Genomic DNA, 22,533 nt, shown 5'->3' on the forward strand with positions numbered 1-22,533 from the left:
TCTAATTAAATTTAAATGTTTTGCCTTTGAAAGTTGATAATATCAATTAATAGGGAATATCCTGTTTCTACTAACCCTGCGCCAGCACCAGTGAGCATAATTGGTCCAGCTAAATCACATTCATAAACAATCGCATTCGTCGCGCCACTTACTCCAGCTAATGGGTCACTTTCTTCGACCATTTCTGGTTGAACTTTTGCTTCTACTCCTTTGTCATTCTTTTTTATTCGGGCAATTAAACGCCACTTCTTCTTTTCTTGCAAAGCATCGTCAACGATCTCACTTGTAAAGTGACTAATTCCTTTACATGTAACATCCTCAGCGTTTAATTGTTCACCCATTAAATAGTTTGCAAGAATAACTGCTTTATAGCGTGCATCGTAACCTTCGACATCACTCGTCGGATCTGCTTCTGCATACCCGAGTTTTTGCGCTTGTTTTAATGCGACTTCATAACTTGAGCCTTTTTCCATTTCGGTTAAAATATAATTAGTCGTTCCATTCAAAATCCCTTTAATTTCTGTGATTTCATTTCCGGCGAGTGCCGTCTCCGGCATCCGTAATGCAGGTGTGCCACTCATAACTGTTCCTTCAAAACCCCAATATACGCCATTATTTTTGGCTAGTTCCGATAGTTCCTTATAAGCTAACGCTACCGGACCTTTGTTTGTCGTAACGACACTTTTTTGATGTTCAAAAGCAGCGCGACAATGGTCGATCGCCGGTTGACCTGTTTTCACATCGGTATACGTGACTTCTACAATCATATCGGCATTCGCTTCTTTAATCGTTTTTAAACTATCCCAGCCTTTAACGAGCCCTGCTTGATCAGGATAATCTTCAACATTACCTGTTTTTTGAACGAGATCGAGCAATTTAGCAACATCCAATCCTTCCGGGTGGTAGACAGCGCCTTTCATCACATCTGTGACAGCAACAACCGTCGGTTCGAAACCATACTGCTTTTTTAGTTGTTCTTTATTTCTGATAAAAAGTTTTGCTAGCGCTTGGCCGACTCCACCAAACCCGATAAATGCAATTTTCATTTGTTCACCTCCAAGCATTTCTCTTTCTACTTTCCTACTTTCTAACCAACAAGCTAAATAACCAACCACTAACCAACTCTATAAAATCAACATTCTCCTCACACAATCTACGAAAATAGCTACTCCAATCGGAAGTGCTTCTTCATCAATTTCGAAATTGTCCGTATGAAGCTTTCTTTCATTTTCTCCTTCAAAACCGCAACCTAAGAAAAACATACTACTCGGTATTTTTTCAGCGATGTGACCGAAATCTTCGCCTCCCATGCCGAAAGGATCCTCGTAGATAGCAATGTTTTTATACAACGACTTAGCTGATTGTTTAATAACTTCAGTTAAATTAGGGTCGTTATAAAGAGCCGGCTCACCGTGCTCAATTTCGAGCTCATATTCACCACCTAAAGTTTCAACCATCGAAGCGACGGTATGAAGCTCACGAATTAATTGGGAACGAACTTCTTTCGTATAAGAGCGCATTGTTCCTGAAAGCTTTACAGAGTTTGGAATTACATTGGCAGCTTTCCCACCATGAATTTCTCCGACACTAATCGTTCCAACATCTAAAGGGTTAACTTTACGACTTATAAGACTATAAATTCCTTGTAGAACGAAACTCACTAGCCAAATCGGGTCTTTTCCTTGATGAGGATAGCCACCATGCCCTCCTGTTCCTTTAATCGTTAACGAGAAATTATCAATGTTCGCCATACTTGGACCGGAATGAACTTGAATTTCTCCTGTTTTTCGCCACGGACAAACGTGGAGGGCAAGCGCTTTACTCACATCTTCAATGGCACCCGACCGAAGCAAGTAAGGGGCACCTGTTAAGCCATGTTCATCGGTATTTTCCTCCGCGGGTTGAAAAATAAACTTAACCGTTCCTCGTAATTTACCAGCTTTTTGTTCTTCTTTTAATAGTTTTGCAGCACCGAGGAGCATCGCAGTGTGGGCATCATGTCCACAAGCGTGCATTACGCCTTTATTTTGAGAAGCATACGTTGCACTTGTTTTCTCTTCAATCGGTAACGCATCAATGTCTGATCGTAATCCGATGACAGGCCCTTCCATTCCTCTTAACGTCGCTACGATGCCGTGCCCAGCAATATCCGTTTGCAAATCATTGATACCCATTTTTAAAAGTTGCTCTTTAATATAAGCACTCGTCTTTTCTTCTTTAAAACTTAATTCAGGCTGACTGTGCAAATGACGGCGCCAGCCTATCAAATCTTGCTTGATTAATTCAGATCGGCTGACAATGTCGAGCATTTTCAAGGGCGATCAACTCTCTTTTGGTAATGATTGAAATGCTTGTGTTAAGTCTTCGATAAGATCATCTACATCTTCAATTCCCGCTGAATAGCGGATTAAACCTTCTGGTATACCCATTGCTGCACGTTCTTCAGGTGTACATTCAACATGACTTGTCGTTCGAGCGGGACCGACGATCGTTTCAACAGCCCCTAAGTTGGCAGCACGGTTAGCATATTTCAATTTCGGTAATAAGTTTCGTACTGTATCAACTCCACCTTTGACTGAGAAACTTAACATTCCACCGAATCCAGACATTTGTTTTTTCGCAATGTCGTGACCAGGGTGTTCTTCAAGTCCTGGATAAAATACATCCTCAACGATATCAATCGTTTTTAAAAATTGTGCAATCTTCATTGCATTTTCATTTTGGCGCTCCACTCTTAATTTTAACGTCTTCATACTACGTAACAACAAATAGGCAGCCATCGGATCTAACGTTGCCCCATTGATTTCACGATAATGAAAGACCTCTTCAACTAACTTTTTATCTCCACAAACAATTCCACCTAACGCATCAGCATGCCCACCTAAAAATTTCGTTGCACTGTGTATTACTAAGTCTACGCCATATTCGATCGGATTTTGGTTAATCGGCGTTGCAAACGTATTATCAATCACCGTGATCGCGCCTTGCTTTTTCGCCGCTTTCACCATGCGCTCAATATCAGTAATTTTTACAGTTGGGTTCGTAGGTGTTTCTAAATAAACAACTTTACAGCCTTTCGCAATTTCTTTTTCGATTTCTTCATGATTTCCTGTCTCACAAAGTTGTACGTCAATTTTTTGTTTCGGTAAGAACTCAGTAAAAATTTTATTCGTCCCACCGTACGTATCTTTAATCGAAACAACGCGGTCCCCCGGGAACAATAACGTCGCCAACGTATTACTAATTGCCGCCATTCCCGTTGAAAAACTTGTAGCAGCCTCTGCTCCTTCTAACAATCGGAGTTTTTCTTCAAAAGCTTGCACGGTCGGATTCGTGTTTCGTCCGTAAATATGACCTTCTTTTTTACCGGTGGCAACGTCATACCATTCATCCATGTCTTTATAGCCAAAAGATACACTATGAACGACAGGCACTTGTGTTGCACCAAAAGCTAAATAGTCTGCCTCACCAGCCCAAACGACATCTGTACCGATTTTTGATTTTTTCATCACAAAAACCTCCTTTTAATAGTAATAAATGTATTTTCTACTGCTTAAAATAGATTGAGGCTTCACAAAAAGTCGTTCATCACAAATGATTGAAGCGTACTTTGTCTTTTAACTACCCTGCCTAAAGTCAGTTAACGCCAAAGTAACCTATCGTGGTGATTTCATACTTTTTGTTAGCCTCACATCTTTTTCAACTTATCTTTCCATCTTGTTTATTAAAAGAAAAAGGATCCTGAACAATTAAGTCACGTGGAAAATTTGTAAATGTTTCACAACCTTTTTCAGTGACTCTGAATGTTTCACTAATTTCAATGCCGTAATTATCAAACCAGAGCCCAGGAATTAAGTGGAACGTCATATTCGGTCTTAAAATCGTATGATCACCATCGCGAATACTCGCTGTATGCTCTCCCCAATCTGGTGGATAATTCAAACCGACGGAATAACCGAGACGAGATTCTTTTTCTATGCCATGTTTTTGCAGACATTTTCGCCAAACCGCCTCTAAGTCCCCGCAAGTTTTCCCTGGCTTCACACTTTCTAATACTTCGTTTAACCCTTCAACGACAATCGGCGTAATTCTCTTAAGCTCTTTATTTGGTGCGCCTACTGAGATTGTTCGAGCGAGTGGTACGTGATAACGTTTATAGCATCCTGCTAATTCAATAATGACTGAATCACCATGTTGAAAAGAGCGATCTGTCCACGTTAAGTGAGGACTCGATGTATTTTCTCCTGTAGGAAGTAACGGCGCAATCGCTGGATAATCACCTCCAAATTGTTCTGTCCCGCTAACAATTTGATAATAAATATTAGCAGCTGCATCACATTCGCGTTTGTCTGTGCGAACATTCTCAATTCCTCTTTTCATAGCTGCTTCAGCAATTTTTCCTGCTCGGCGCATATATTCAATTTCTTGATCTGATTTAACAATGCGAACGTAGTTCACTAGTAAACCAGCATCTTTAAATGTTGCGTAGCATAAATGCTTTTTAAGTTGTTCATATGCTTTTGCACTGAAATAATAATTATCCATCTCAACACCAACATACCGTTTTCCATGCCCGATTTGCTTTAACTTGCCGGCTATAAACTCCATCGGATGATTAATGGTCGAATGAATGTAGTAATCTGGATACGGAATAATATTTTCTTCACTCAACCACGTCGTCACTTTCGCTCCATTGGCATCTTGGTTGCGACCAATCCAAATCGGCTGTGGTTCATCTATGACAATGACTAACATTTGATGCACGTAAAAGGACCAGGCATCATAACCTGAAAGATAATTAATATTTGCAGGATCCGTAACAAGTAAAACCTCAATACCCCTTTCGGCCATTCGTTGCTTTGTTTCACTTAAACGATTTTGATATTCTAAAATATCAAATGGAAGCACGCGGATCCCCTCCTTATTTAGATGAGAATTAAAATCACAATTAATTTAGAATATTTGAATATTAGGTACTATTATCATATTAAATTCAGCATCTATACGGAATGTCAAAACTGTATGAAGTTTTTTATGAGGGCTTTATACAATGTTGTTAGGCGTAAGTATGGGGAGGGGGGAGCGCACTTGAAAGTTTGATTTCCCCTCATGAATAGGCAAATCTTGATGGACCGAAACGCTCGAGAAGCTAGGCGCTGGAGCTAGTCAGGATTCAAAGTAAAAAAAGTTATGCTTTCTTATTTTCAAAAAAGGGCTGTCCCATAAGTGTCTGACACTTCGTTTTGGGACAACCCTCACTAAATTAAAAGCCATTATTCACTCTAAGTGCGTGTTCAAAAAAGAGGATAATTAGAGCCGAGGCGGTCGAAAAGCGAGCCAACGAAGAGATTCGCAAGTTTGTATTACCGGACTTTTGGAACATCCTCTTTAAATTTTCTTCAACATCCAAAGCCTCACACTTAACTCTAGTAAAAATAAGTCGTCAGAATTGACTAAAGATAATTGCGTCAGTGACTCAATATTTCTTAAACGATGTAACAACGACTGTCGATGTAAATTAAGTGCTCTTGCGGTCTGGCTTACATTGCCTTTATATTTGTTATAAATCATGAACGTATAAAGTAAGTCGGTTTGCCGCTTACGGTCATATTCTATTAAAGGCTGCAGTGTGTCTTTAACAATGTTAGCAATTTCATCTTCGTTCGATATCGCCATTAACAGTCGATTTATTTTTGTATCACTAAAAAAAGTCCGTTCTCCTAACCCCTTTTGTTTTTTTCCGATATCCAAAGCCGTTTTTGCTTCTTGATAACTTTCATGGAAGACGTACTGACCGTCTTTATGCGTTGCGATCCCCCATGATAAAACGACTCCTGAGAGAAGGTCGTACAAACGACGTTCGATGATATCTAAAAATTGATTCGCCGTTTCCATGTACGGGTGGTGATCGGCCTCTAAAAAAATAATGAACTCCCCTTCTTCAAAGGTCGTCATCGTCCTCCGGTGAAGCAGTTTCCCAGCACTTGTAATTTCTTTTTGGACATAGTAGTTCATACTTTGTAATGACGGCATTGAGCTTATGTCATCTTTTTTTTCTTGTGCCTCACCTAGTATGCAAATATACGGACGTCTTAAATCATAGCCAAGCAGTTGTGCTTTTGAAATGAGGCGGTCATTCACCTCGGTATTATTTTTAGCAAGACTTAAAATAAAGTTCTCTTTCAGTCGAATTTCTGTCATTTCAACCGCATTTTCTTTTACAAAATAAAGAGCACAAGCAGTAAGGGCATGATCGAAAACGGTCATTACAAATGTCGTTAGTTGCCCACGATCTTTTAGTTGAAAAAAGAGGCTCCCTTGTTTTTTTTCATTATTTAAAATCGAAAGGTAAAGATACATCTGACCTTCTATCCTGTATTCTTCGATGTAATGATAAAGTGGGTGTTCATTAAATAGTATATGAGTCTGTGGGATTTGTTGCATTTGACCACGACCATCGCCATAAAAAATCTTTAAAATTTTATGATCAAAATGGCAACTTGCCCGAATTATTCTACTATGATCGGTAATAGCAACTGGAATTTGGCAATACTTGTAAATAGCATTTGCAATATCTTGAAGTCCTTTGCCGTGAAGTACGCAATTAATAAGTTCTTGGCGCACTACCTCCCCTTGTTGCCGTTCTCCCTTTTTCTCTTCATTTATTTTGTGAAGCACGATTTCTAAAATATCACCAAAACGAGTTTCCCAAGGAATTTCGACAATAATGAAATCATGATATTTTGCTAATTGTATCACTTGTTCTGGTATTCGATGAATGTAACGTCCGATTGAAAAAGCTAGTACAGAAGCTCCAGAATCAATAACGTCCTTCACAAATTGCTTTAACAAGATAGGGTCGTCTTCACACCCAATACCAGTGCTGAGGACCATTTCATTTTTTTTCACAAAGTTTTCAACCGGTAACTCTATCACTGTAATCCGTTCAACGAAGGTCTCATTTAACATGTTTTTACCCGTTTTCACTTTGGCCGTCTCAAAAATCGGTAACTGCACAACATCCTTAACAGATAATCCCACTTCATCACCTCAGCTTTACGAAAGCTAGTTATTTATTAGTTTATGAAAAGGTGCTTTGTCCTAGACATATTCCCTTCGTATTGAGCTTTAAAACAAAAGGAGGTGGTATTTGTTTCAATGTTATTATTTGTTAAAAATCTAAACCAAACAAATAGTAATAAGGTAATCAATAATTAGTCAAATTTTAGCGTTTATAGCATATTTTAATTATTCTTGGGTTGATGGAACTTTACGACCTAAATTTGCCAACGGGAATCGGATCAAAAACGTCGTTCCTTCATCTAGCTTACTTGTAACAGTTATCTTTCCTTTTAACATCTCAATAATTTGGAAAACTACCATCATTCCTAATCCCGTTCCTTCTCGACCTTTCGTTGTAAAATACGGTTCACCAATTCTAGCAAGCTGTTGTTCTGACATTCCCTTTCCATTGTCGGCAATTTTAACAACAACTTCATTATCACCTTGTAACGTATTAATTATTAATCTTCCCGAATTGGGCATGGCCTCAATACAATTTTTGGTAATATTTAAAAACGATTGTTGTAACAGTTGCGGATCACCGTTAATCATATATGTATCTAACCTTGACTCAATGGCTACACAATTCATATTAGCTAACGGGGTGATCATTTCAATCGTCGTTTGGAGCTCTTCTTTTATATCAACCATCCGAACATTTTCTAATGCTGGTTTTGCAAACGTTAAATAATTTTTAATAATATCATTTGCTCGGTTAATTTCGTTGATAGATAAATTTATAAACTCTCTTTGCTTTTCTCTTGGCAATTCAGTCTTATCCATTAATTGTAAAAAACCTTTCACCACAGCCAATGGATTACGGACTTCATGAGAAATTGAAGAAGCTAAATGACTAACAACTTCCATTTTTTCAGCTTTAACAACTCTTCGCTTTAATGAAGCATCCTCCCGTAAAATTTCAATAACATAAACTGATCCAACAGTAGTGATTACTAGAATAAGTAAATAAATGAAGCCAATAAAAAAACTAATGCTAACTGAAAAAAATAATGATAATACAACAATTACTAACAACCCAAGTACAGTTGAAAATAGCGATGTAATTAATAACTTTCTATTTTTTGAACCATGGTGAAACTTTGGATATAAAAACAAACAAGAAATAAGCACAAATGTTGAGATCATTAAGTTCGAATAAAATCCATATCCTCCTAAATATAAACGATAAGCATTGACAACAAGCCAAGCAAAAAATGCTGCTGGAATTCCTCCATACATACTAGATATGATGACAGCAACATTTCTTAAATCAAACACAAAGCCTTCTTGCAATATGAGCGGAAATGACATACAACTAACAATAGCAATAAAAGAAGCGCTAACTTTTGTCCAATATTTTTGTTTTTCTGAGAACTTATCATGACTACGTTCAACAAGCATCGGAATAAATATAAGAAAAGTTAGTAAAAAAAGTACATTTAATAATAGTGGTTCAATATTAGTGAACAATATTATGTCCCCCTTAAAATAGACCTCTCTATTAAAATAATATACTTCATATAAAATTAAAAGTATTTTCAGTAAAATCTGAATTTTTATACAAAATTCTCTTAATGAACTTACCACTTGGAAAGTATCAAACATTCTAACTCTCTCAAAAAAAATTTTTTTCTCCTATTCATTTACATACAAAACGCCCATGACGATTAATCGTCACCATCTAACATGAAAAAATCCGGTCGATTTCCCTCACTGCGCTGTAAATCCGTTCCGGCTTTAGAGGCTTGTTCGGAAAAGTCGACCGTCATTTTATTTTCATACAAAAAGCTAGTGTCATCAAATTTGATCAACACTAGCATACAACTCTTTATTGACTTAACGTCCGATGTGGTAAGCTCCAGCGCATATAAACGGAAAGCATTCTAAGAACAACAATGACTACAAATAAAATCATAATTCCGACAGTACCTGTCACAAGCTCTAGACCAATCACTATTCCAGCAAGCATCGCCCACACGATATAAATTTCATTGCGTAAAAATATTGGTTTCCGACCTGCTAAAACGTCGCGTATCATGCCACCGCCCGTACCGGTTAACATCGCTGCAACAATAATGGCACTTAAAGAATGGCCCATACTTGTCGCATATAAAGCCCCTTGAATAGCAAAAGCCGCTAAACCGAGCGCATCAAAAATCAAGCCCCATTTCATCCATTTTGTTACCCACAACTTCGGAAAGAAAAAGGCTATTGTCATCACTATGAGAGCAATCGTAAAAAGATGTCCTTGCTCCCATAGAGCAGAAATTGGTAAGCCAACGAGCAAATTTCGAATCGCCCCACCACCAAATGCGGTCACTAAACCTAATATATATACTCCCATTAAATCATAGTCTTCTTCCATCGCCACGATCACTCCACTTAATGCAAAAGCAATGGTGCCGATTATCGTTAAAATTTCCCAAGTCATACCGCATACTCCTCTATTTTAAAGTTCAAGCTAATCAGCTGGTAATATATCGTCACCATGTAAGATGTAAATGCCGGCGTAATTCTCTCGCTTCGCTGTAAAGCTACTGACCTCAATCACATCATGAGATAATTCTATGTGGAATCATCGTGTAGCTTTGCGACGAGTAACCGCAGGAGCACCTTCTAACGAATTTTATAGGCTCGCTCGAGATTTCAGCCGGACATTTTTAAACAAAGCGTTCATGAAGGTCAATCATCACTATTAATATGAAAAAATCAGGTTTTTCCTTCGAACTTACCAACCATCTGTCAAACTTTTACATACAAAACCTTCATGACGGCACCCCCGTCACCATCTAAAATGGAAAGTTAAGGTAGGAGCGTAGCCTAACCAACTGTCCACTAACCAACTATCTAACTTTTACATAGAAAAAAGACACAAAAGTGTGCCTAATCATGAAAACTAATATTCTAGCACAGATAATATCTTAGACTAAATGTGCTAGATTTTGCAACAAAAATAAACTTGCGTAAATTTAAAAGAAATGATTTATCTTCAATGTGTTTTGTGAAGAAATTCATTTAAAATTTCGATGCATAAAGCATAACAAGGTGAACAGTTTGGGGAGAGTGTGCAGCAGTTGGGCGGACATGTATAGTGGGGCATGATGAGGATTTTGCGTTACCTTTTGATCGGTGTAGCACTCGGCTGGGTCACGCGAAAAGATCTCGCGTTACCTTTTGGTGAGTGTGACGCTTTGGTCGGGCACGCGAGAAGGTCTCGCGTTACCTTTTAGTAAGTGTGACGCTTTGGTCGGGCACGCGAGAAGGTCTCGCGTTACCTTTTAGTAAGTGTGACGCTTTGGTCGGGCACGCGAGAAGGTCTCGCGTTACCTTTTAGTAAGTGTGACGCTTTGGTCGGGCACGCGAGAAGGTCTCGCGTTACCTTTTGGTGAGTGTGACGCTTTGGTCGGGCACGCGAGAAGGTCTCGCGTTACCTTTTAGTAAGTGTGACGCTTTGGTCGGGCACGCGAGAGGGTCTCGCATGCCTTTTAGTTGCAAATGCAAGTACATATTAGCCTGCATTTTCAATTGTAGTTACGATTTTGCGATAGGATACGGAACCCTTAGGAAATTCCACCCCTTTTTCATCTAAATGATGACGGTAGACCTTCATGCTAGTCTTGTATGACAGGAGCTTTGCGATGCTTAGTCGCTTGTTCATATGCATAAGCTAATTGGATCAATGTAGGTTCACTATAAGCCGTGCTCGTAAACGTAATTCCGACAGGCTCTCCTTCTTCAGTGTATCCAGCTGGAACGGTGATTGACGGATAACCAGCTTTAGCCGGAATGGCTGCACCGATATTGTTAGGGAATACGATTGCTTCTAAGTTATGTTCTGTTAAGGTAACATCAACCCCTTGTTCAGTAGACAAGTATATATCTTTTTCACGGGCATTTATATATTCTGCTTCAGTCAACGTACCACTTGTTGCTTCTGCGCCCTCTAACAGCGTTTGCCCGTAACGGAGCATTTTTTCACGATCATTACTGTTAAAATCGATCACATCTTTCAATGAGCGAACGTTGATACTCTGATCCAGAGAATTTAAATAAGCATTTAATGACGTTTTGAATTCATACGTTAATACATCGTAGCTCCACTTTGCTTTCGTGGAAGGGATCGTCACATCGATTACCTCAGCACCTAGCCTCTCTAATTGGCGAACCGCCTCATTCATGACCGCTAATTTATCTTCTTTCAAATAATCAAAGTACGTTACTCGAGCGATACCGATGCGAACCCCTTTTAAATCCTTCCTATTTAAAAACTGTGTAAAGTCAGTATCGGCCAACGTGTTTGTATTTGTAATAGGATCTTCATGATCAATCACTGTAATTGCATTTAAAACGTGTACTGCATCTGTTACGGTTCTTGCCATCGGTCCTGCCGTATCTTGACTGTTTGAAATCGGGATGATCCCAGATCTACTCACTAATCCTACGGTCGGTTTGATCCCAACAAGTGAATTTTGACTTGCAGGGCTTAAGATCGATCCCGAAGTTTCTGTGCCAATCGCAGCTGTCGCAAAATTAGCAGCAATCGCTGCTCCTGACCCAGAACTTGAACCACCAACATCGAATTTTCCTGGCCCATATGGATTAAGAACTTGTCCCCCTCTTGAACTGTATCCACTTGGCATCCCTTGTGTCATGAAGTTTGCCCATTCTGTCATATTCGTTTTTCCGAGAATAATCGCCCCTGCTTCTCTTAGCTGTGTAGCAACTGCAGAATCTTTTTGGGCGATAGAGTTTTGTAGAGCGAGAGAACCTGCGCTCGTATGCATTTTGTCCGCGGTGTTAATATTATCTTTTAAAAGAATCGGGATACCATGAAGTTTGCTACGTGGCCCTTTCTGTTTTCTTTCAGCATCAAGTGCTGCAGCAATATGTAGAGCATCAGGATTTACCTCTAAAACAGATTGAATATGATCGTTGTTCGCAATTCTATCTAAATAAAGAAGAACAAGTTCCTTTGATGTTAGTTCGCTAGATGATAGTTTTTCTTGAATACCGTCAATCGTTGCTTCTTGCAACCAAGTTTCTTGAAGTTTCTGTAATTTCGGATTTTCCATCATAAATTAACCACCACTACTTTCACTTTTTATTCATTAATATTTGTACTTATGTGAAAACTAGTTTTTTTACCCATTTTAAACTAAAATAAAGATTGTTGCTAATATTTAAACTTTATAACAAGCCAATTTTCACCTACAAAACTCTCATGGGGTCGCTTTTCGATCTTCTCTTTAAACTTCTAACCGCAAACAATATTAATGTAACCTTTTAAGTTATAAAACGACTAACATTGTAACAAACCTATAAGAGGTGAATAAAATGAAAAAGCTTTGGCTAATTTTATTAATTGGAATGATCGCTGCTATGACCATTTCTGGTTGTGGCACTGCAGATGAACAAATAGATAATAATGTCGGGGGAAATATAGACACTGGTTATGAAACCTCGACTGACAATGGAGAGGATAAGGACGAAATCGCAAACGAAATGTTATCAACAACCATTCAGCTTAAAGACGGGGATTATATCTTTTCATTAAAAAATAATAGTGACAAAGAAATCGAATTAACCTTTAGTAGTTCACAGGAATATGAATATGTGATAAACGACAGCGAAGGAAATCATATTTATACGTACTCAATGGATAAAATGTTTGCTATGATGATGAAAATGAAAACTCTAGCACCAGAAGAAGAATACAATATCAACATTGATGTTAAAGAAGTTTTAGCAACACTCGAAAAAGGGGTCTACACACTCGAAATTTGGCCGGTTGCAGCAGAAACAGAAGGGTTAACGTCAACAATTGAAATTGTCGTTGATTGAGTGAATTTCATAATTACCTTAATTGCGGCATAACAAACCATATGTAGTTGCGAGCGGTATAACGCAACTACATATGGCTACTTAATGGCGAAAATATTGAATTATGAAATTCATTAAATTAAAAGAAGCATATCCTAAAATTTACGGGTTTAATTGAAAAATACGAAAAGGTAAATCAAACCATAGTGAACATGCAAATAACACCTTTTCAAAAGTATACACACAATAAAGGTCAGTAAAGAAGGGCGATCAAAACCAAAGTGTCTGATACTTCGGTTTTGATCGCCCCTTTTATATCTAATTGCTTATTGCATTAACACTTATCGTTCCTGAATTATTTTTTGCGTATGTCCGCATTGCACATTGATCGTTACTATTCACCTATAAACGCTATAAATAATTTCTACGTTTTTTACCTCTGCATAAATCTTTTAAGAAAAACAATCCTACCTTGTCAAATCCTCAATTAAATTTTTCAAAACTTTCGCAGCAACGACGCAGTCATTTAACGCCGTCCACTCTTTTGGATTATGACTAATGCCGTCTTTACTGCGTGCAAATAACATCGCGACAGGTATATGACGACCGATAATCATCGAATCATGTCCTGCCCCACTCGGTAATAGGTGGGCACTGAGTGCTTCCTCTTCCACTGCTTTCATTACTTTTCCTTGCATCTTAAACGAAATTGGTACTGGTTTAATGCGAATGTTTTCGTGAAAATTTATACCGACACTTCTTTCTTCAGCAATCCTCTTTCCTAACTCAACAATTTTATCAATTAATAAATCGCGAGTCTCTTCGTGAATATCACGAATATCAACAGTAAGCGTAACTTTTCCTGGAATGACGTTAATCCCATTTGGATGAACTTGCATTTTTCCAATGGTAGCTACTGCAGTCGGACTTGTTTCCCGAGGTAAACTTTCAATTTGAGCAATAAATTGACTCGCCGCAATTAATGCATCACTTCGATCATTCATCGGTGTATTGCCGGCATGCCCTGCTTCTCCAAGAAACGTCACTTCAAGCCAGCTAGGACCAGCAATCCCTGTCACAACACCAACAGGAAGGTCTTTCTTCTCTAGCTGTTTTCCTTGTTCAATATGTACTTCAACAAAAGCAGCAATTTCTTCTTTGTTCCTTGTTGATGAAAAATACCCGTCTACCGTTAAGCCATCATCTTCTAACACTTGTTGAAATGATTGTCCGTAAACATCTTTTAAAGCTACCTGCTCATCACGTTCGACATCACCTAGCATTGCAGCACTACCACTGAAGCCCCCGTTAAAACGTGAACCTTCTTCGTCCGTGAAAATCGCCACTTCAAACGTCTTGTTCGGTTGATATCCTGTTTCCCTCCACGCTTCGACAACTTCAAGTGCCGTTAAAACACCTAACGTACCGTCGAAGTGACCTCCGTTTGGAACGGTATCGACATGTGAGCCTGACATGACGACTTGTGAGTCTTTTTCTTGCCCTTGTAACCGTCCAAATATATTACCTGCACCATCTTCACGAACATCGAGACCTGCTTCTTTCATCCAAGTTTTGACCAACTCCTTAGCAGCACGCTCTTCTTTTGAAAAGCCCATCCTACTAGAGCCACCTTCTGCCGTCAATCCAACCTCTGATAGCATCGCTAATCGCATTGCCAACCTTTCTCCATTAATGCCAGATTCACTTAAACTGTTATCATAGTCAGTCATTAGTCGATCATATAATTGCTTTGAAAAGTCTTTCGTTAAACTCATGCTTCTTTCCTCGCTTTCATTTTTAATGGGGGTGATTTCACTTTCCCTTCATTAATTGTTTTAAAAGTTTAATAGGCTGAAGTTTATAAAATGCTAAAGCAACCGGTGAAGCAATACCCCAAAATAATGCCACTCCTGAAATAAATATTGTGCAACCTTTCCAGAAACTCCCCATAAAGTTGCTCCAAAAAGAACTAGCGCCATTCCTATTATTCTTAATTTTCGGTCACTTGAAGTCATTATGTTTCTCCTCTTTTTGTTAACTGCCATACATATCATTATAAGTGAACTTTTTATTTATCATTTTACCATATTAAACTTCTCTACTCGAATATATTAACCACTTGTCTTGAATGTGATATGATTGGATTACTTTATAGTCATACAAGGAGATAGAATGTGAAAAACAATCGTTGTTATGCTTTATTTTGGATTTCAATTGCACAACTTTTTGCACTTTCACTGTGGTTTAGTGCGACAGTCATTATTCCAGACTTAAAACTTAATTGGACGCTTAGCCCGATTTCTGAAGCGCTCATTACTGCCTCAGTACCACTTGGATTTATTTTCGGTGCATTTTTCAGTGCGTATTTCGGACTTGCAGACCGTTTTAACGCTCGAAAAATCTTTGCACTATCAGCAATCATCGGTGCTGCTATTAATGGCCTATTAATCTTTTCTAGTAGTGCACTGATCGCTATTTTGCTTCGTTTTTTCACAGGAGTCACTCTAGCTGGCGTTTATCCAATCGCCGTAAAACTATTAGCCTTATGGTTTCCGAAAAAAAGAGGTTTAGCAATCGGCATCTTAATCGCTGCTTTAACATTAGGTTCAGCACTACCACATTTTATCGTCATATTTTTTGCTAACTTTCATTGGCAGTCGGTGATCATTACAAGTTCCTTAATGGCCATTTTCGCTAGTGTTATTATGTACTTTATTGTTAAAGATGCCCCAACGAAAGCAAAGAAAACGGTCGTTTCATTGAAACTGCTAAAAGAAGTAGTAAAAAATAAGCCAGTTATGCTCGCCAACTACGGTTATTTCGGCCATATGTGGGAGCTTTATGCGATGTGGACATGGCTACCAGCCTTTTTTACTGCAAGTTTTTTCGCTTTTTCTAATGAAGTAAATCCAGCACTAATTGCTTTATCCTCATTTTTATCCATAGGTGTTGCAGGTGCAATTGGTTGCATCGTCGGTGGCTATTATGCTGATAAAATCGGCCGATCCCGCTTAACGGTGATCGCGATGTTTGTTAGTGGGCTGTGTGCAATTTTGATCGGGTTTACATTTGGCCAAGCGACTTGGATAACAATTGTTGTTGCCATGGTTTGGGGTGTTTTTGTTATTGCAGACTCCGCGCAATTCTCTGCAGCTGTCACAGACTTTGCAGAAGGAGAATATATCGGTACTGCCTTAACGTTTCAAATGTGTATCGGCTTTGCTGTAACGATAGTTACTATCCAAATCATACCTTTGCTAGCCAGCTACATTGGCTGGCAATGGGTTTTCAGCTTACTGAGCATCGGTCCCTTCTTCGGGATCCTATCGATGTTAAAACTAAGACGATTTGAGCTAAAAGAGACAATTGAGAACTAAGTTTGCTTTACTACTATTATTTACTGTACAGCGGCCTGAAGCGGTAATGATTTTAAGGCAATAAAGCCACAAAAATCATTACCGCTTTTTGATTACCTGATCCATGCTCATTAAGGCGTAATAATCACATCAACAGCGCCAGCGCCTTTTTTCGTTTTCAGTACAGCTAGGACGTGTCTGCGCATAACGTAACTCATTCCTTTCTCTAGCTATTAATGTATTATTCGTGAAAAATACTTTTAATCCTTGTTCATCACCAAAAAAAGCAGACACTCCATTGAAGTGTCTGCTCCGATAAAATTTATACTTTTTCAACATTAACTCGACCAGAAAAGAATGTTGCTCCTCCGCCCATGTCGGCTTCGCGATCAGGAGTTAGTACGTTGACAAAGTATTTTTCCCCTGGTAGGTCAGCCCATAAACCTTGACTAACAACGACCCCGGGAAGAACATTTTCACCGACGGCAGCGACTAACTCACATTCACCGCGTTCGTTCGATACGCGAACTTTATCGCCGTCTTCGATCGCTAACTTTTCAGCGTCGCTACTATTTAAATGCAGTCGTGGTACCTTCTCTAAACGAATATGTTTTTCGTTGTTCGAAAACGTTGAGTTTAAAAAGTTATGGTTCGGTGCCGGTATGAATAAAAATGGTAACTCATTATCTTTAACGATCGGTGTATACGTTGGTAATGGTGAAAAGCCAACTGAAGCTAACGTCTCTGAATAAAGTTCGATTTTCCCACTCGGAGTCTGAAGCTTTGTTTCCATTAACGGTTTTCTAGTAGCTTTCACATATTGTTTTTCACTTAAAGTTTCATAGTTTAGTCCATCTAGATGAGGGTTTTCAGGGTAATCCAACGCTTGGCGGATCAAGTCAACGTCACTATCATATAAACATTCCTCTTCAAAGCCAAATGCATTAGCTAAGATTCGAAACACATCTGTATTTGATTTACTCTCGCCATACGCTTCAATTACTGGCTTTTGAATTTGCGTATAATGATGCCAGTAAGATGTATAGAAATCCTCATTTTCAAATGAAGATGTCGCCGGAAGAACGAGATCCGCATACATTGCTGTTTCTGTTAAAAATAAATCATGAACGACTAAAAATAAGTCCTCACGTGCTAAACCTTGACGAACTTTATTTACTTCCGGTGTGACAAGAGCTGGATTACAATTGTAGACGAACATTGAACGAATAGGATTTTCTTTTTCGAGCAACGCTTTACCAATTAAGTTCATGTTAATAATCCGCGTCTCTTTCTCCAGTAAATCAGGACGCTCTAGGGCTTCACTATTATGATCTAGGAAACTACTATTACTTTTAATCGCTCCGCCACCTTTAACAGACCATTGCCCCGTTAATGCCGGAAGACAAGCGACCGTACGAATGCACATACCACCGTTATCATGGTGCTGCATTCCATTTCCAATTCGAATGAATGACGGTGATGTAGCGCCGTACATTCTCGCTAATTTATAAATATCTTCCACCGGTACACCGCAAATCTCAGAAACAGTTCTAGGATCATACTGCTTCACATGTTCGCGAAGCTCTTCACTACCGACAGTATACGTTTCTAAAAAGCTCTCATCTACCATATTTTCAGCAAATAAGATATGCATCAACCCTAACGCAAGTGCACTATCGGTTCCTGGTAAAATGGGAATAAACCAATCGGCTAAGCGCCCGGTTTGGTTTTTATGAACATCAATCACAACAATCTTCGCCCCATTTTTACGAGCTTTTTGAGCAAGTGCGACTTGATGCATGTTCGTGCTAACCGCATTTACGCCCCAAAAAATAAATAATTTCGTATCGATCGTTTCTTCTGGGTCTGTTCCAAACCCGCCACCCATCGTATACCTGTAACCCGTTGAGCCTGCTGAATTACAAATCGTTCGAGCAAGGCGGCTTGTCCCTAAACGATGAAAAAAGCGGCGATCTAATCCTTCAGAATTCAGCTTACCCATGTTTCCGTAAAAACTGTACGGGAGGATCGCCTCAGGACCTTCTTTTTCGATTAATTCTACCCAACGCAAGTGAATTGTTTCAATCGCCTCTTCCCAAGAGATACGCTCAAATTTTCCTTCTCCTTTTTTACCAACCCTCTTAAGCGGATATTGAAGGCGCTTTTCGTCATAAATACGTTCTGTCATATGACGAACTTTATTACAAATGTTCCCTTTTGTTACAGGGTGAGCGGGGTCACCATCAATTTTTACAATTTTACCATCCTTTTTATGAACGAGTAGTCCACACTGATCAGGACAGTCGAGCGAACAAACCGATGGGAAAACCCCGTCCATCTCATTAATAAAATCTTGCATGTAAAAAACCCCTTCTCTCTTTATCTCGTATTTATGCAGTTTCTTTAATCGTTTGTTTTTTAACCTTATTTAGTTTCAGTTCTAAGTAACCAGTTCCTAAAATAACACCCGTCGCGATTAAAAGAAAGCCAATAATTTGTAGAAAAACAATCGTTTCACCTAAAAACATGAATGAACCTATTAAAGCAAAAAAAGGTACTAGGTTATTAAATATCGCCGTTTCACCTGCACCGATTTCTTGGATCGCAACATTGTACAAGATATGTCCTAACCCAGTTGCTATAATAGCTGAAGCAAAAAAGACCACCCATACAAGCGTTGGTACTGTTGCAAAATGTGTTACAGCTTGTGGCTCAACGAAGAAGCTTATCGCTAGTAAAGAAAGCGAGCCAATGAGCAACATTACTGCTGTCAATTGCCTAGCCGAAATGGTTGTTGTTGCCTTTTTAATAATAATAAACGAAAAAGCTTGTGATACCATCGAAATAAAAACGAATAAATCTCCTCTAGAAATTGCGCCTAGTCCATCATTTTGTAAAACAATGATGGCAACCCCAGCAAAACCGATAAAAATACCGATCATTCGCAAAAATGTTACGCGCTCCCGGAAAAAGATAATCGTAAAAATAACCGTTGCCAGTGGAATTAATCCGAGGATCAAACCTGCATTAGATGCTGTTGTTTGCACAAGACCGATCGCTAGCAAAGCGTGATGACCTAACTGGCCAAAAATAGCCGCAACACCAACATACAGCCACTCCTTTTTCGATAACTTTCGTAAGTCGTTTAGAAAAAATAAAACGGTTGTAGCTATGACCCCGGCAACGAACGTCCGCGCTCCTTGCATAACTAGAGGTGGCAACTCGGTGACGAGGAACTTTATTGCTACAACGTTTAAACCCCAAATAAACATCACAAATATTAATAAAAAATACGTAAAGGTGCGAGACAGTCTAAACCCTTCTTTCTATAAAACATGCTACCTACAAGACTAACTTTATTTTACTTCTGTTGTCCAGTGGAAAGGATCAGCAATTTTTCCAGTTTGAATACCAGTTAATGTGTCATATAAGCGCCTTGAGACATCACCGATTTGTTTATCATTAATGTTGATTGAAGTTCCACGCCATTCGAAAGCGCCTACCGGTGAAATCACCGCTGCAGTCCCTGTACAGAAAACTTCTTCTAAAGCTCCTTCTTGATGATACTCGTAAACTTCATCAATCGAAATTTTTCTTTCTGAAACTGGAATTCCCCAACTTCTAAGCATTTCGATCACTGACATTCGCGTAATTCCTGGGAGGATACTTCCAGTTAACTCTGGTGTAATAACCTCACCGTTCACTTTAAAGAAGACGTTACTCGTACCGACTTCTTCAATATATTTTTTCTCAATGGCATCTAACCATAACACTTGTGAAAACCCTTGTTTTGAAGCTGTCGATTGTGCATTAAACGTTGCACAGTAGTTTCCCGCTGTTTTTGCCATACCTGTTCCCCCACGTACAGCTCTCGTATATTGTTCTTCGACTTTAATATCTACTGGTTGAATCCCTTGAGGATAATAAGATCCTACCGGGCTTAAAATGATCACTAACTTGTATTGCTTTGAAGGTGCTAAGCCTAAAAACGGCTCTGTAGCAATAATAAACGGTCGAATATATAAAGACGTTCCTTCAGAGGATGGAACCCAATCTTTTTCTAAACTAATAAGTTGCTTTAAATAGTCGAGAACTTCTGCTTCATCAATTGGAGGCATGCTTAGTCGTTCGCAAGACTTATTCATTCTTTTCATATTCATGTCCGGTCTAAATAATAAAATTCGCTCATCGTTTGTACGATAGGCTTTTAGCCCTTCAAAAACGGTTTGACCGTAATGGAAAATAACGGCTGCTGGGTCTAATGTAATTGGTTCATAAGGTGAAATCCGAGGATTGCCCCAACCTGTTTCATCACAATACTCCATAACAAACATATGATCTGTAAAATACTTTCCGAAGCCTAGCTGATCATCCTCTGGCTTGTTCTTCATTTTTTCCACTTTTTCCACTTCAACAACTGTCGCACTCATAAGATTAAATCCCCTTTTCAATTGTTCTTTTGTTTAAATATTCAGTTAATTTATATTGTAAATCGACCTTTCGTTATAGCACAAGGGCGATTTTACTATTTTAGGAAAATTAGTTTGCTAAGTTTACAACTTTAACTCCATATCCGCATCGACTAAGTTAAAATAATCGAGAAACCCTTTTTTTACACAAGCTCTAATCCCATTTACATTCCAAGAAATAAGTTTCATATTATTGTGCTTGCCCCTTGCTGAAGAAGATTATTTCTATATTTAATTGATTATACTTTAACGAGGAAAAACTTTAAAGTACTTTTGTGGAAAAAATATTTGTCGATTGATTTTTACATACTAAATCATGACAGAATTCCGCAATGAGAGTTTTGTATGTAAATAGATACTTGGTGATGGATTTTCTTTCACGAGCCTCTAAAATTCGATAGAAGTTTACAGCGAAGGGAAAGGAAAATCCATCACCAATTTTACATGCAAGATGGTGACGATACACCGGCATGAGCGTTTTGTATAGGGGAATATAAGACCTTGAAGCTGTTAAAATGTCAACATTGATACCATTCACATAGTGAAAAAGCAGCAAAACGTGTTATCATTAATGAAAATAACTGAAAGGATGATTAGGTTGAGTCAAAATTTAGAAGTGGGTCAATTAGTAACAGGGATATATAAAACTGGTAAATACATAGGAGAAATTACCGTGGTAAAAGAGGCTAATGTCGTAATGCGTGTTTTAGCAGTTTTAAAACACCCCGAGCAGGGAGATCTACACAACCCGAAAAGTGTTGATGTCGGATTTTTTCATGAACGCCGTGCTTTAGCACATCGCGAGCAAGTAAATATTCAACCCGTTTACGTAAAGCCGTATACCGATGACGTTCCTTCCTATGAAGAATCACTAAGAAAAGCGTTAGACGAACAAATCCAAAGACTTAACGAAGATGGCAGCCCCTTCGCCCTGAAATCATTAGAGATGCTCCGTTCATTGGACTATTTCGGTGTCTGACACCGCTCGTGGACAAATTGCTAAAATGTTCACTGGAGACGGACACACCAACAAAAAACTAAGGCTTTGACTAAGCCTTAGTTTTTTTAACACTCAAGTTCCTTCCTCTTTTGCATTTTCACCTCTTCGTTCACGGCGCTCAGATAATATATCATCAATGATTTCAGTATGTACATTCGCCCAAGCATTTTCACGAAAATGAACAATGACGCCTGAAATTAAAATTGTCAAATAAAGAAATGCAAAAATCGCCCATAAATAGCTTCCCTCTCGAAACAGCACCCCTTGTAATTGCTTAGAAAAAATAAACAATAACCAAGGTATTGTTGAAACCAAAATCGGGATCATCCCTGAACCCTTTTTTTCCTTGACCATCCGATAGCGAATTTTCATTAACAGACGGTCATCAAGTGCTTCATAAAACTTTTGAATTTCCTCAATTTCCGTAATTTCGTCTAACTTCTCTATATGAATACCGCTACGTTGCGTTCTTTTTAATTTTAAATAAAACTTCCAAGCATCCCCACGAAATGAAATCAACGAAAATCCCTCCCTTATTGTAATATGAGCATTTATTATGTTAATTAGTAATATTATTTTAAAAACGTAGCTAATTCAATGAATTTCATAATTCATTATTCTCGCCACTAAGATCAATATATAGTTGCGTTAAAATCATTCGCAAACTATATATTGCTTGATGTGGCTGAGTTTTAGAGGCTCGTTCAGGAAAATCGCCATCCTTTTTCCATACAAAACCAGCATGGCGGTCGTCCTTGCCGCCAACATTAAACATAAAAGAATCGGCGAGGGTCCTAACCACGAACCATCTAACCAACAAAATACA

18 protein-coding genes and 2 pseudogenes are annotated in these 22,533 nt (G+C 38.7%); 3 read left to right on the forward strand and 17 right to left on the reverse strand.

Features of this window, described 5'->3' with window-relative positions; genetic code table 11:
- Positions 1 to 11: 11 nt before the first annotated feature.
- The 9 genes from BKP35_RS00875 to BKP35_RS00910 all read right to left on the reverse strand — a co-directional run bounded on the left by BKP35_RS00875 (position 12) and on the right by BKP35_RS00910 (position 12,134).
- Positions 12 to 1,046 (reverse strand): homoserine dehydrogenase, encoded by a 1,035-nt coding sequence (locus BKP35_RS00875; protein ID WP_071312195.1) that lies wholly within the window; start codon positions 1,044 to 1,046, stop codon positions 12 to 14.
- A 78-nt stretch (positions 1,047 to 1,124) separates the two neighbouring features.
- The gene (locus BKP35_RS00880) at positions 1,125 to 2,309 is read right to left on the reverse strand and encodes a M20 metallopeptidase family protein (RefSeq protein ID WP_071312196.1); all 1,185 of its coding nucleotides are present in this window, start codon (positions 2,307 to 2,309) and stop codon (positions 1,125 to 1,127) included.
- 12 nt (positions 2,310 to 2,321) lie between these two features.
- On the reverse strand, positions 2,322 to 3,509 hold the full coding sequence (locus BKP35_RS00885; protein WP_071311506.1) for a cystathionine gamma-synthase family protein: 1,188 nt from the start codon (positions 3,507 to 3,509) through the stop codon (positions 2,322 to 2,324).
- Positions 3,510 to 3,699: 190 nt separating this feature from the next.
- Positions 3,700 to 4,908, reverse strand: coding sequence for a M24 family metallopeptidase (locus BKP35_RS00890; RefSeq protein ID WP_084031387.1), 1,209 nt, complete (start codon positions 4,906 to 4,908; stop codon positions 3,700 to 3,702).
- Between the two features lie 480 nt (positions 4,909 to 5,388).
- On the reverse strand, positions 5,389 to 7,017 hold the full coding sequence (locus tag BKP35_RS00895) for a PucR family transcriptional regulator (RefSeq protein ID WP_245741819.1): 1,629 nt from the start codon (positions 7,015 to 7,017) through the stop codon (positions 5,389 to 5,391).
- A gap of 231 nt (positions 7,018 to 7,248) precedes the next feature.
- Positions 7,249 to 8,532, reverse strand: coding sequence for an ATP-binding protein (locus BKP35_RS00900; RefSeq protein ID WP_071311508.1), 1,284 nt, complete (start codon positions 8,530 to 8,532; stop codon positions 7,249 to 7,251).
- Positions 8,533 to 8,729: 197 nt separating this feature from the next.
- On the reverse strand, positions 8,730 to 8,876 hold the full coding sequence (locus BKP35_RS19285; protein WP_169819111.1) for a hypothetical protein: 147 nt from the start codon (positions 8,874 to 8,876) through the stop codon (positions 8,730 to 8,732).
- A 14-nt stretch (positions 8,877 to 8,890) separates the two neighbouring features.
- Entirely contained in the window at positions 8,891 to 9,493 is a 603-nt protein-coding gene (locus tag BKP35_RS00905) for a trimeric intracellular cation channel family protein (RefSeq protein WP_071311509.1), read from the reverse strand.
- A gap of 1,180 nt (positions 9,494 to 10,673) precedes the next feature.
- Entirely contained in the window at positions 10,674 to 12,134 is a 1,461-nt protein-coding gene (locus BKP35_RS00910) for an amidase family protein (protein WP_071312198.1), read from the reverse strand.
- Between the two features lie 262 nt (positions 12,135 to 12,396).
- Here BKP35_RS00910 and BKP35_RS00915 point away from each other — a divergent pair, with 262 nt between their 5' ends.
- Positions 12,397 to 12,903, forward strand: a complete 507-nt coding sequence (locus BKP35_RS00915; protein ID WP_071311510.1) for a BsuPI-related putative proteinase inhibitor — start codon at positions 12,397 to 12,399, stop codon at positions 12,901 to 12,903.
- A gap of 446 nt (positions 12,904 to 13,349) precedes the next feature.
- On the opposite strand, the gene BKP35_RS00920 is transcribed toward BKP35_RS00915, so the two are convergent.
- Entirely contained in the window at positions 13,350 to 14,657 is a 1,308-nt protein-coding gene (locus BKP35_RS00920; protein WP_071311511.1) for a Zn-dependent hydrolase, read from the reverse strand.
- 123 nt (positions 14,658 to 14,780) lie between these two features.
- A pseudogene (locus tag BKP35_RS19100) lies at positions 14,781 to 14,897 on the reverse strand (EamA family transporter); the annotation flags it as partial.
- Positions 14,898 to 15,056: 159 nt separating this feature from the next.
- Here BKP35_RS19100 and BKP35_RS00925 point away from each other — a divergent pair.
- Positions 15,057 to 16,259 (forward strand): MFS transporter, encoded by a 1,203-nt coding sequence (locus BKP35_RS00925; RefSeq protein ID WP_071311512.1) that lies wholly within the window; start codon positions 15,057 to 15,059, stop codon positions 16,257 to 16,259.
- 301 nt (positions 16,260 to 16,560) lie between these two features.
- Here BKP35_RS00925 and BKP35_RS00930 read toward each other — a convergent pair whose 3' ends face one another.
- The 4 genes and pseudogenes from BKP35_RS00930 to BKP35_RS19895 form a co-directional block, all read right to left on the reverse strand.
- Positions 16,561 to 18,597, reverse strand: coding sequence for a molybdopterin-containing oxidoreductase family protein (locus tag BKP35_RS00930; RefSeq protein ID WP_071311513.1), 2,037 nt, complete (start codon positions 18,595 to 18,597; stop codon positions 16,561 to 16,563).
- A 31-nt stretch (positions 18,598 to 18,628) separates the two neighbouring features.
- On the reverse strand, positions 18,629 to 19,549 hold the full coding sequence (locus tag BKP35_RS00935) for a DMT family transporter (protein ID WP_071311514.1): 921 nt from the start codon (positions 19,547 to 19,549) through the stop codon (positions 18,629 to 18,631).
- Between the two features lie 45 nt (positions 19,550 to 19,594).
- Positions 19,595 to 20,668 (reverse strand): branched-chain amino acid aminotransferase, encoded by a 1,074-nt coding sequence (locus BKP35_RS00940; RefSeq protein WP_071311515.1) that lies wholly within the window; start codon positions 20,666 to 20,668, stop codon positions 19,595 to 19,597.
- 138 nt (positions 20,669 to 20,806) lie between these two features.
- Positions 20,807 to 20,896, reverse strand: a pseudogene (locus BKP35_RS19895) (exodeoxyribonuclease III); the annotation flags it as partial.
- A gap of 409 nt (positions 20,897 to 21,305) precedes the next feature.
- Between BKP35_RS19895 and kapB the strand changes: the two are divergent.
- Positions 21,306 to 21,686: a kinase-associated lipoprotein KapB gene (gene kapB / locus BKP35_RS00945; RefSeq protein ID WP_071311516.1), complete on the forward strand. Its 381-nt coding sequence runs from the start codon at positions 21,306 to 21,308 to the stop codon at positions 21,684 to 21,686.
- A 93-nt stretch (positions 21,687 to 21,779) separates the two neighbouring features.
- Here kapB and BKP35_RS00950 read toward each other — a convergent pair whose 3' ends face one another.
- Complete coding sequence (locus tag BKP35_RS00950; protein ID WP_071311517.1) at positions 21,780 to 22,226, reverse strand: hypothetical protein; 447 nt, start codon at positions 22,224 to 22,226, stop codon at positions 21,780 to 21,782.
- Between the two features lie 85 nt (positions 22,227 to 22,311).
- Positions 22,312 to 22,482: a hypothetical protein gene (locus BKP35_RS19290; protein ID WP_169819112.1), complete on the reverse strand. Its 171-nt coding sequence runs from the start codon at positions 22,480 to 22,482 to the stop codon at positions 22,312 to 22,314.
- Between the last annotated feature and the right edge of the window lie 51 nt (positions 22,483 to 22,533).

This window comes from Anaerobacillus arseniciselenatis, from assembly GCF_001865995.1.
GTDB lineage: Bacteria > Bacillota > Bacilli > Bacillales > Anaerobacillaceae > Anaerobacillus > Anaerobacillus arseniciselenatis.

What these genes read in the sequence shown, in the direction of transcription:
- BKP35_RS00875 (WP_071312195.1), bottom strand. Translation starts at nt 1,046, where the DNA reads ATGAAAATTGCATTTATCGGGTTTGGTGGAGTCGGCCAAGCGCTAGCA.
- BKP35_RS00880 (WP_071312196.1), bottom strand. Translation starts at nt 2,309, where the DNA reads ATGCTCGACATTGTCAGCCGATCTGAATTAATCAAGCAAGATTTGATA.
- BKP35_RS00885 (WP_071311506.1), bottom strand. Translation starts at nt 3,509, where the DNA reads ATGAAAAAATCAAAAATCGGTACAGATGTCGTTTGGGCTGGTGAGGCA.
- BKP35_RS00905 (WP_071311509.1), bottom strand. Translation starts at nt 9,493, where the DNA reads ATGACTTGGGAAATTTTAACGATAATCGGCACCATTGCTTTTGCATTA.
- BKP35_RS00910 (WP_071312198.1), bottom strand. Translation starts at nt 12,134, where the DNA reads ATGGAAAATCCGAAATTACAGAAACTTCAAGAAACTTGGTTGCAAGAA.
- BKP35_RS00915 (WP_071311510.1), top strand. Translation starts at nt 12,397, where the DNA reads ATGAAAAAGCTTTGGCTAATTTTATTAATTGGAATGATCGCTGCTATG.
- BKP35_RS00920 (WP_071311511.1), bottom strand. Translation starts at nt 14,657, where the DNA reads ATGAGTTTAACGAAAGACTTTTCAAAGCAATTATATGATCGACTAATG.
- BKP35_RS00930 (WP_071311513.1), bottom strand. Translation starts at nt 18,597, where the DNA reads ATGCAAGATTTTATTAATGAGATGGACGGGGTTTTCCCATCGGTTTGT.
- BKP35_RS00940 (WP_071311515.1), bottom strand. Translation starts at nt 20,668, where the DNA reads ATGAGTGCGACAGTTGTTGAAGTGGAAAAAGTGGAAAAAATGAAGAAC.
- BKP35_RS19290 (WP_169819112.1), bottom strand. Translation starts at nt 22,482, where the DNA reads ATGTTTAATGTTGGCGGCAAGGACGACCGCCATGCTGGTTTTGTATGG.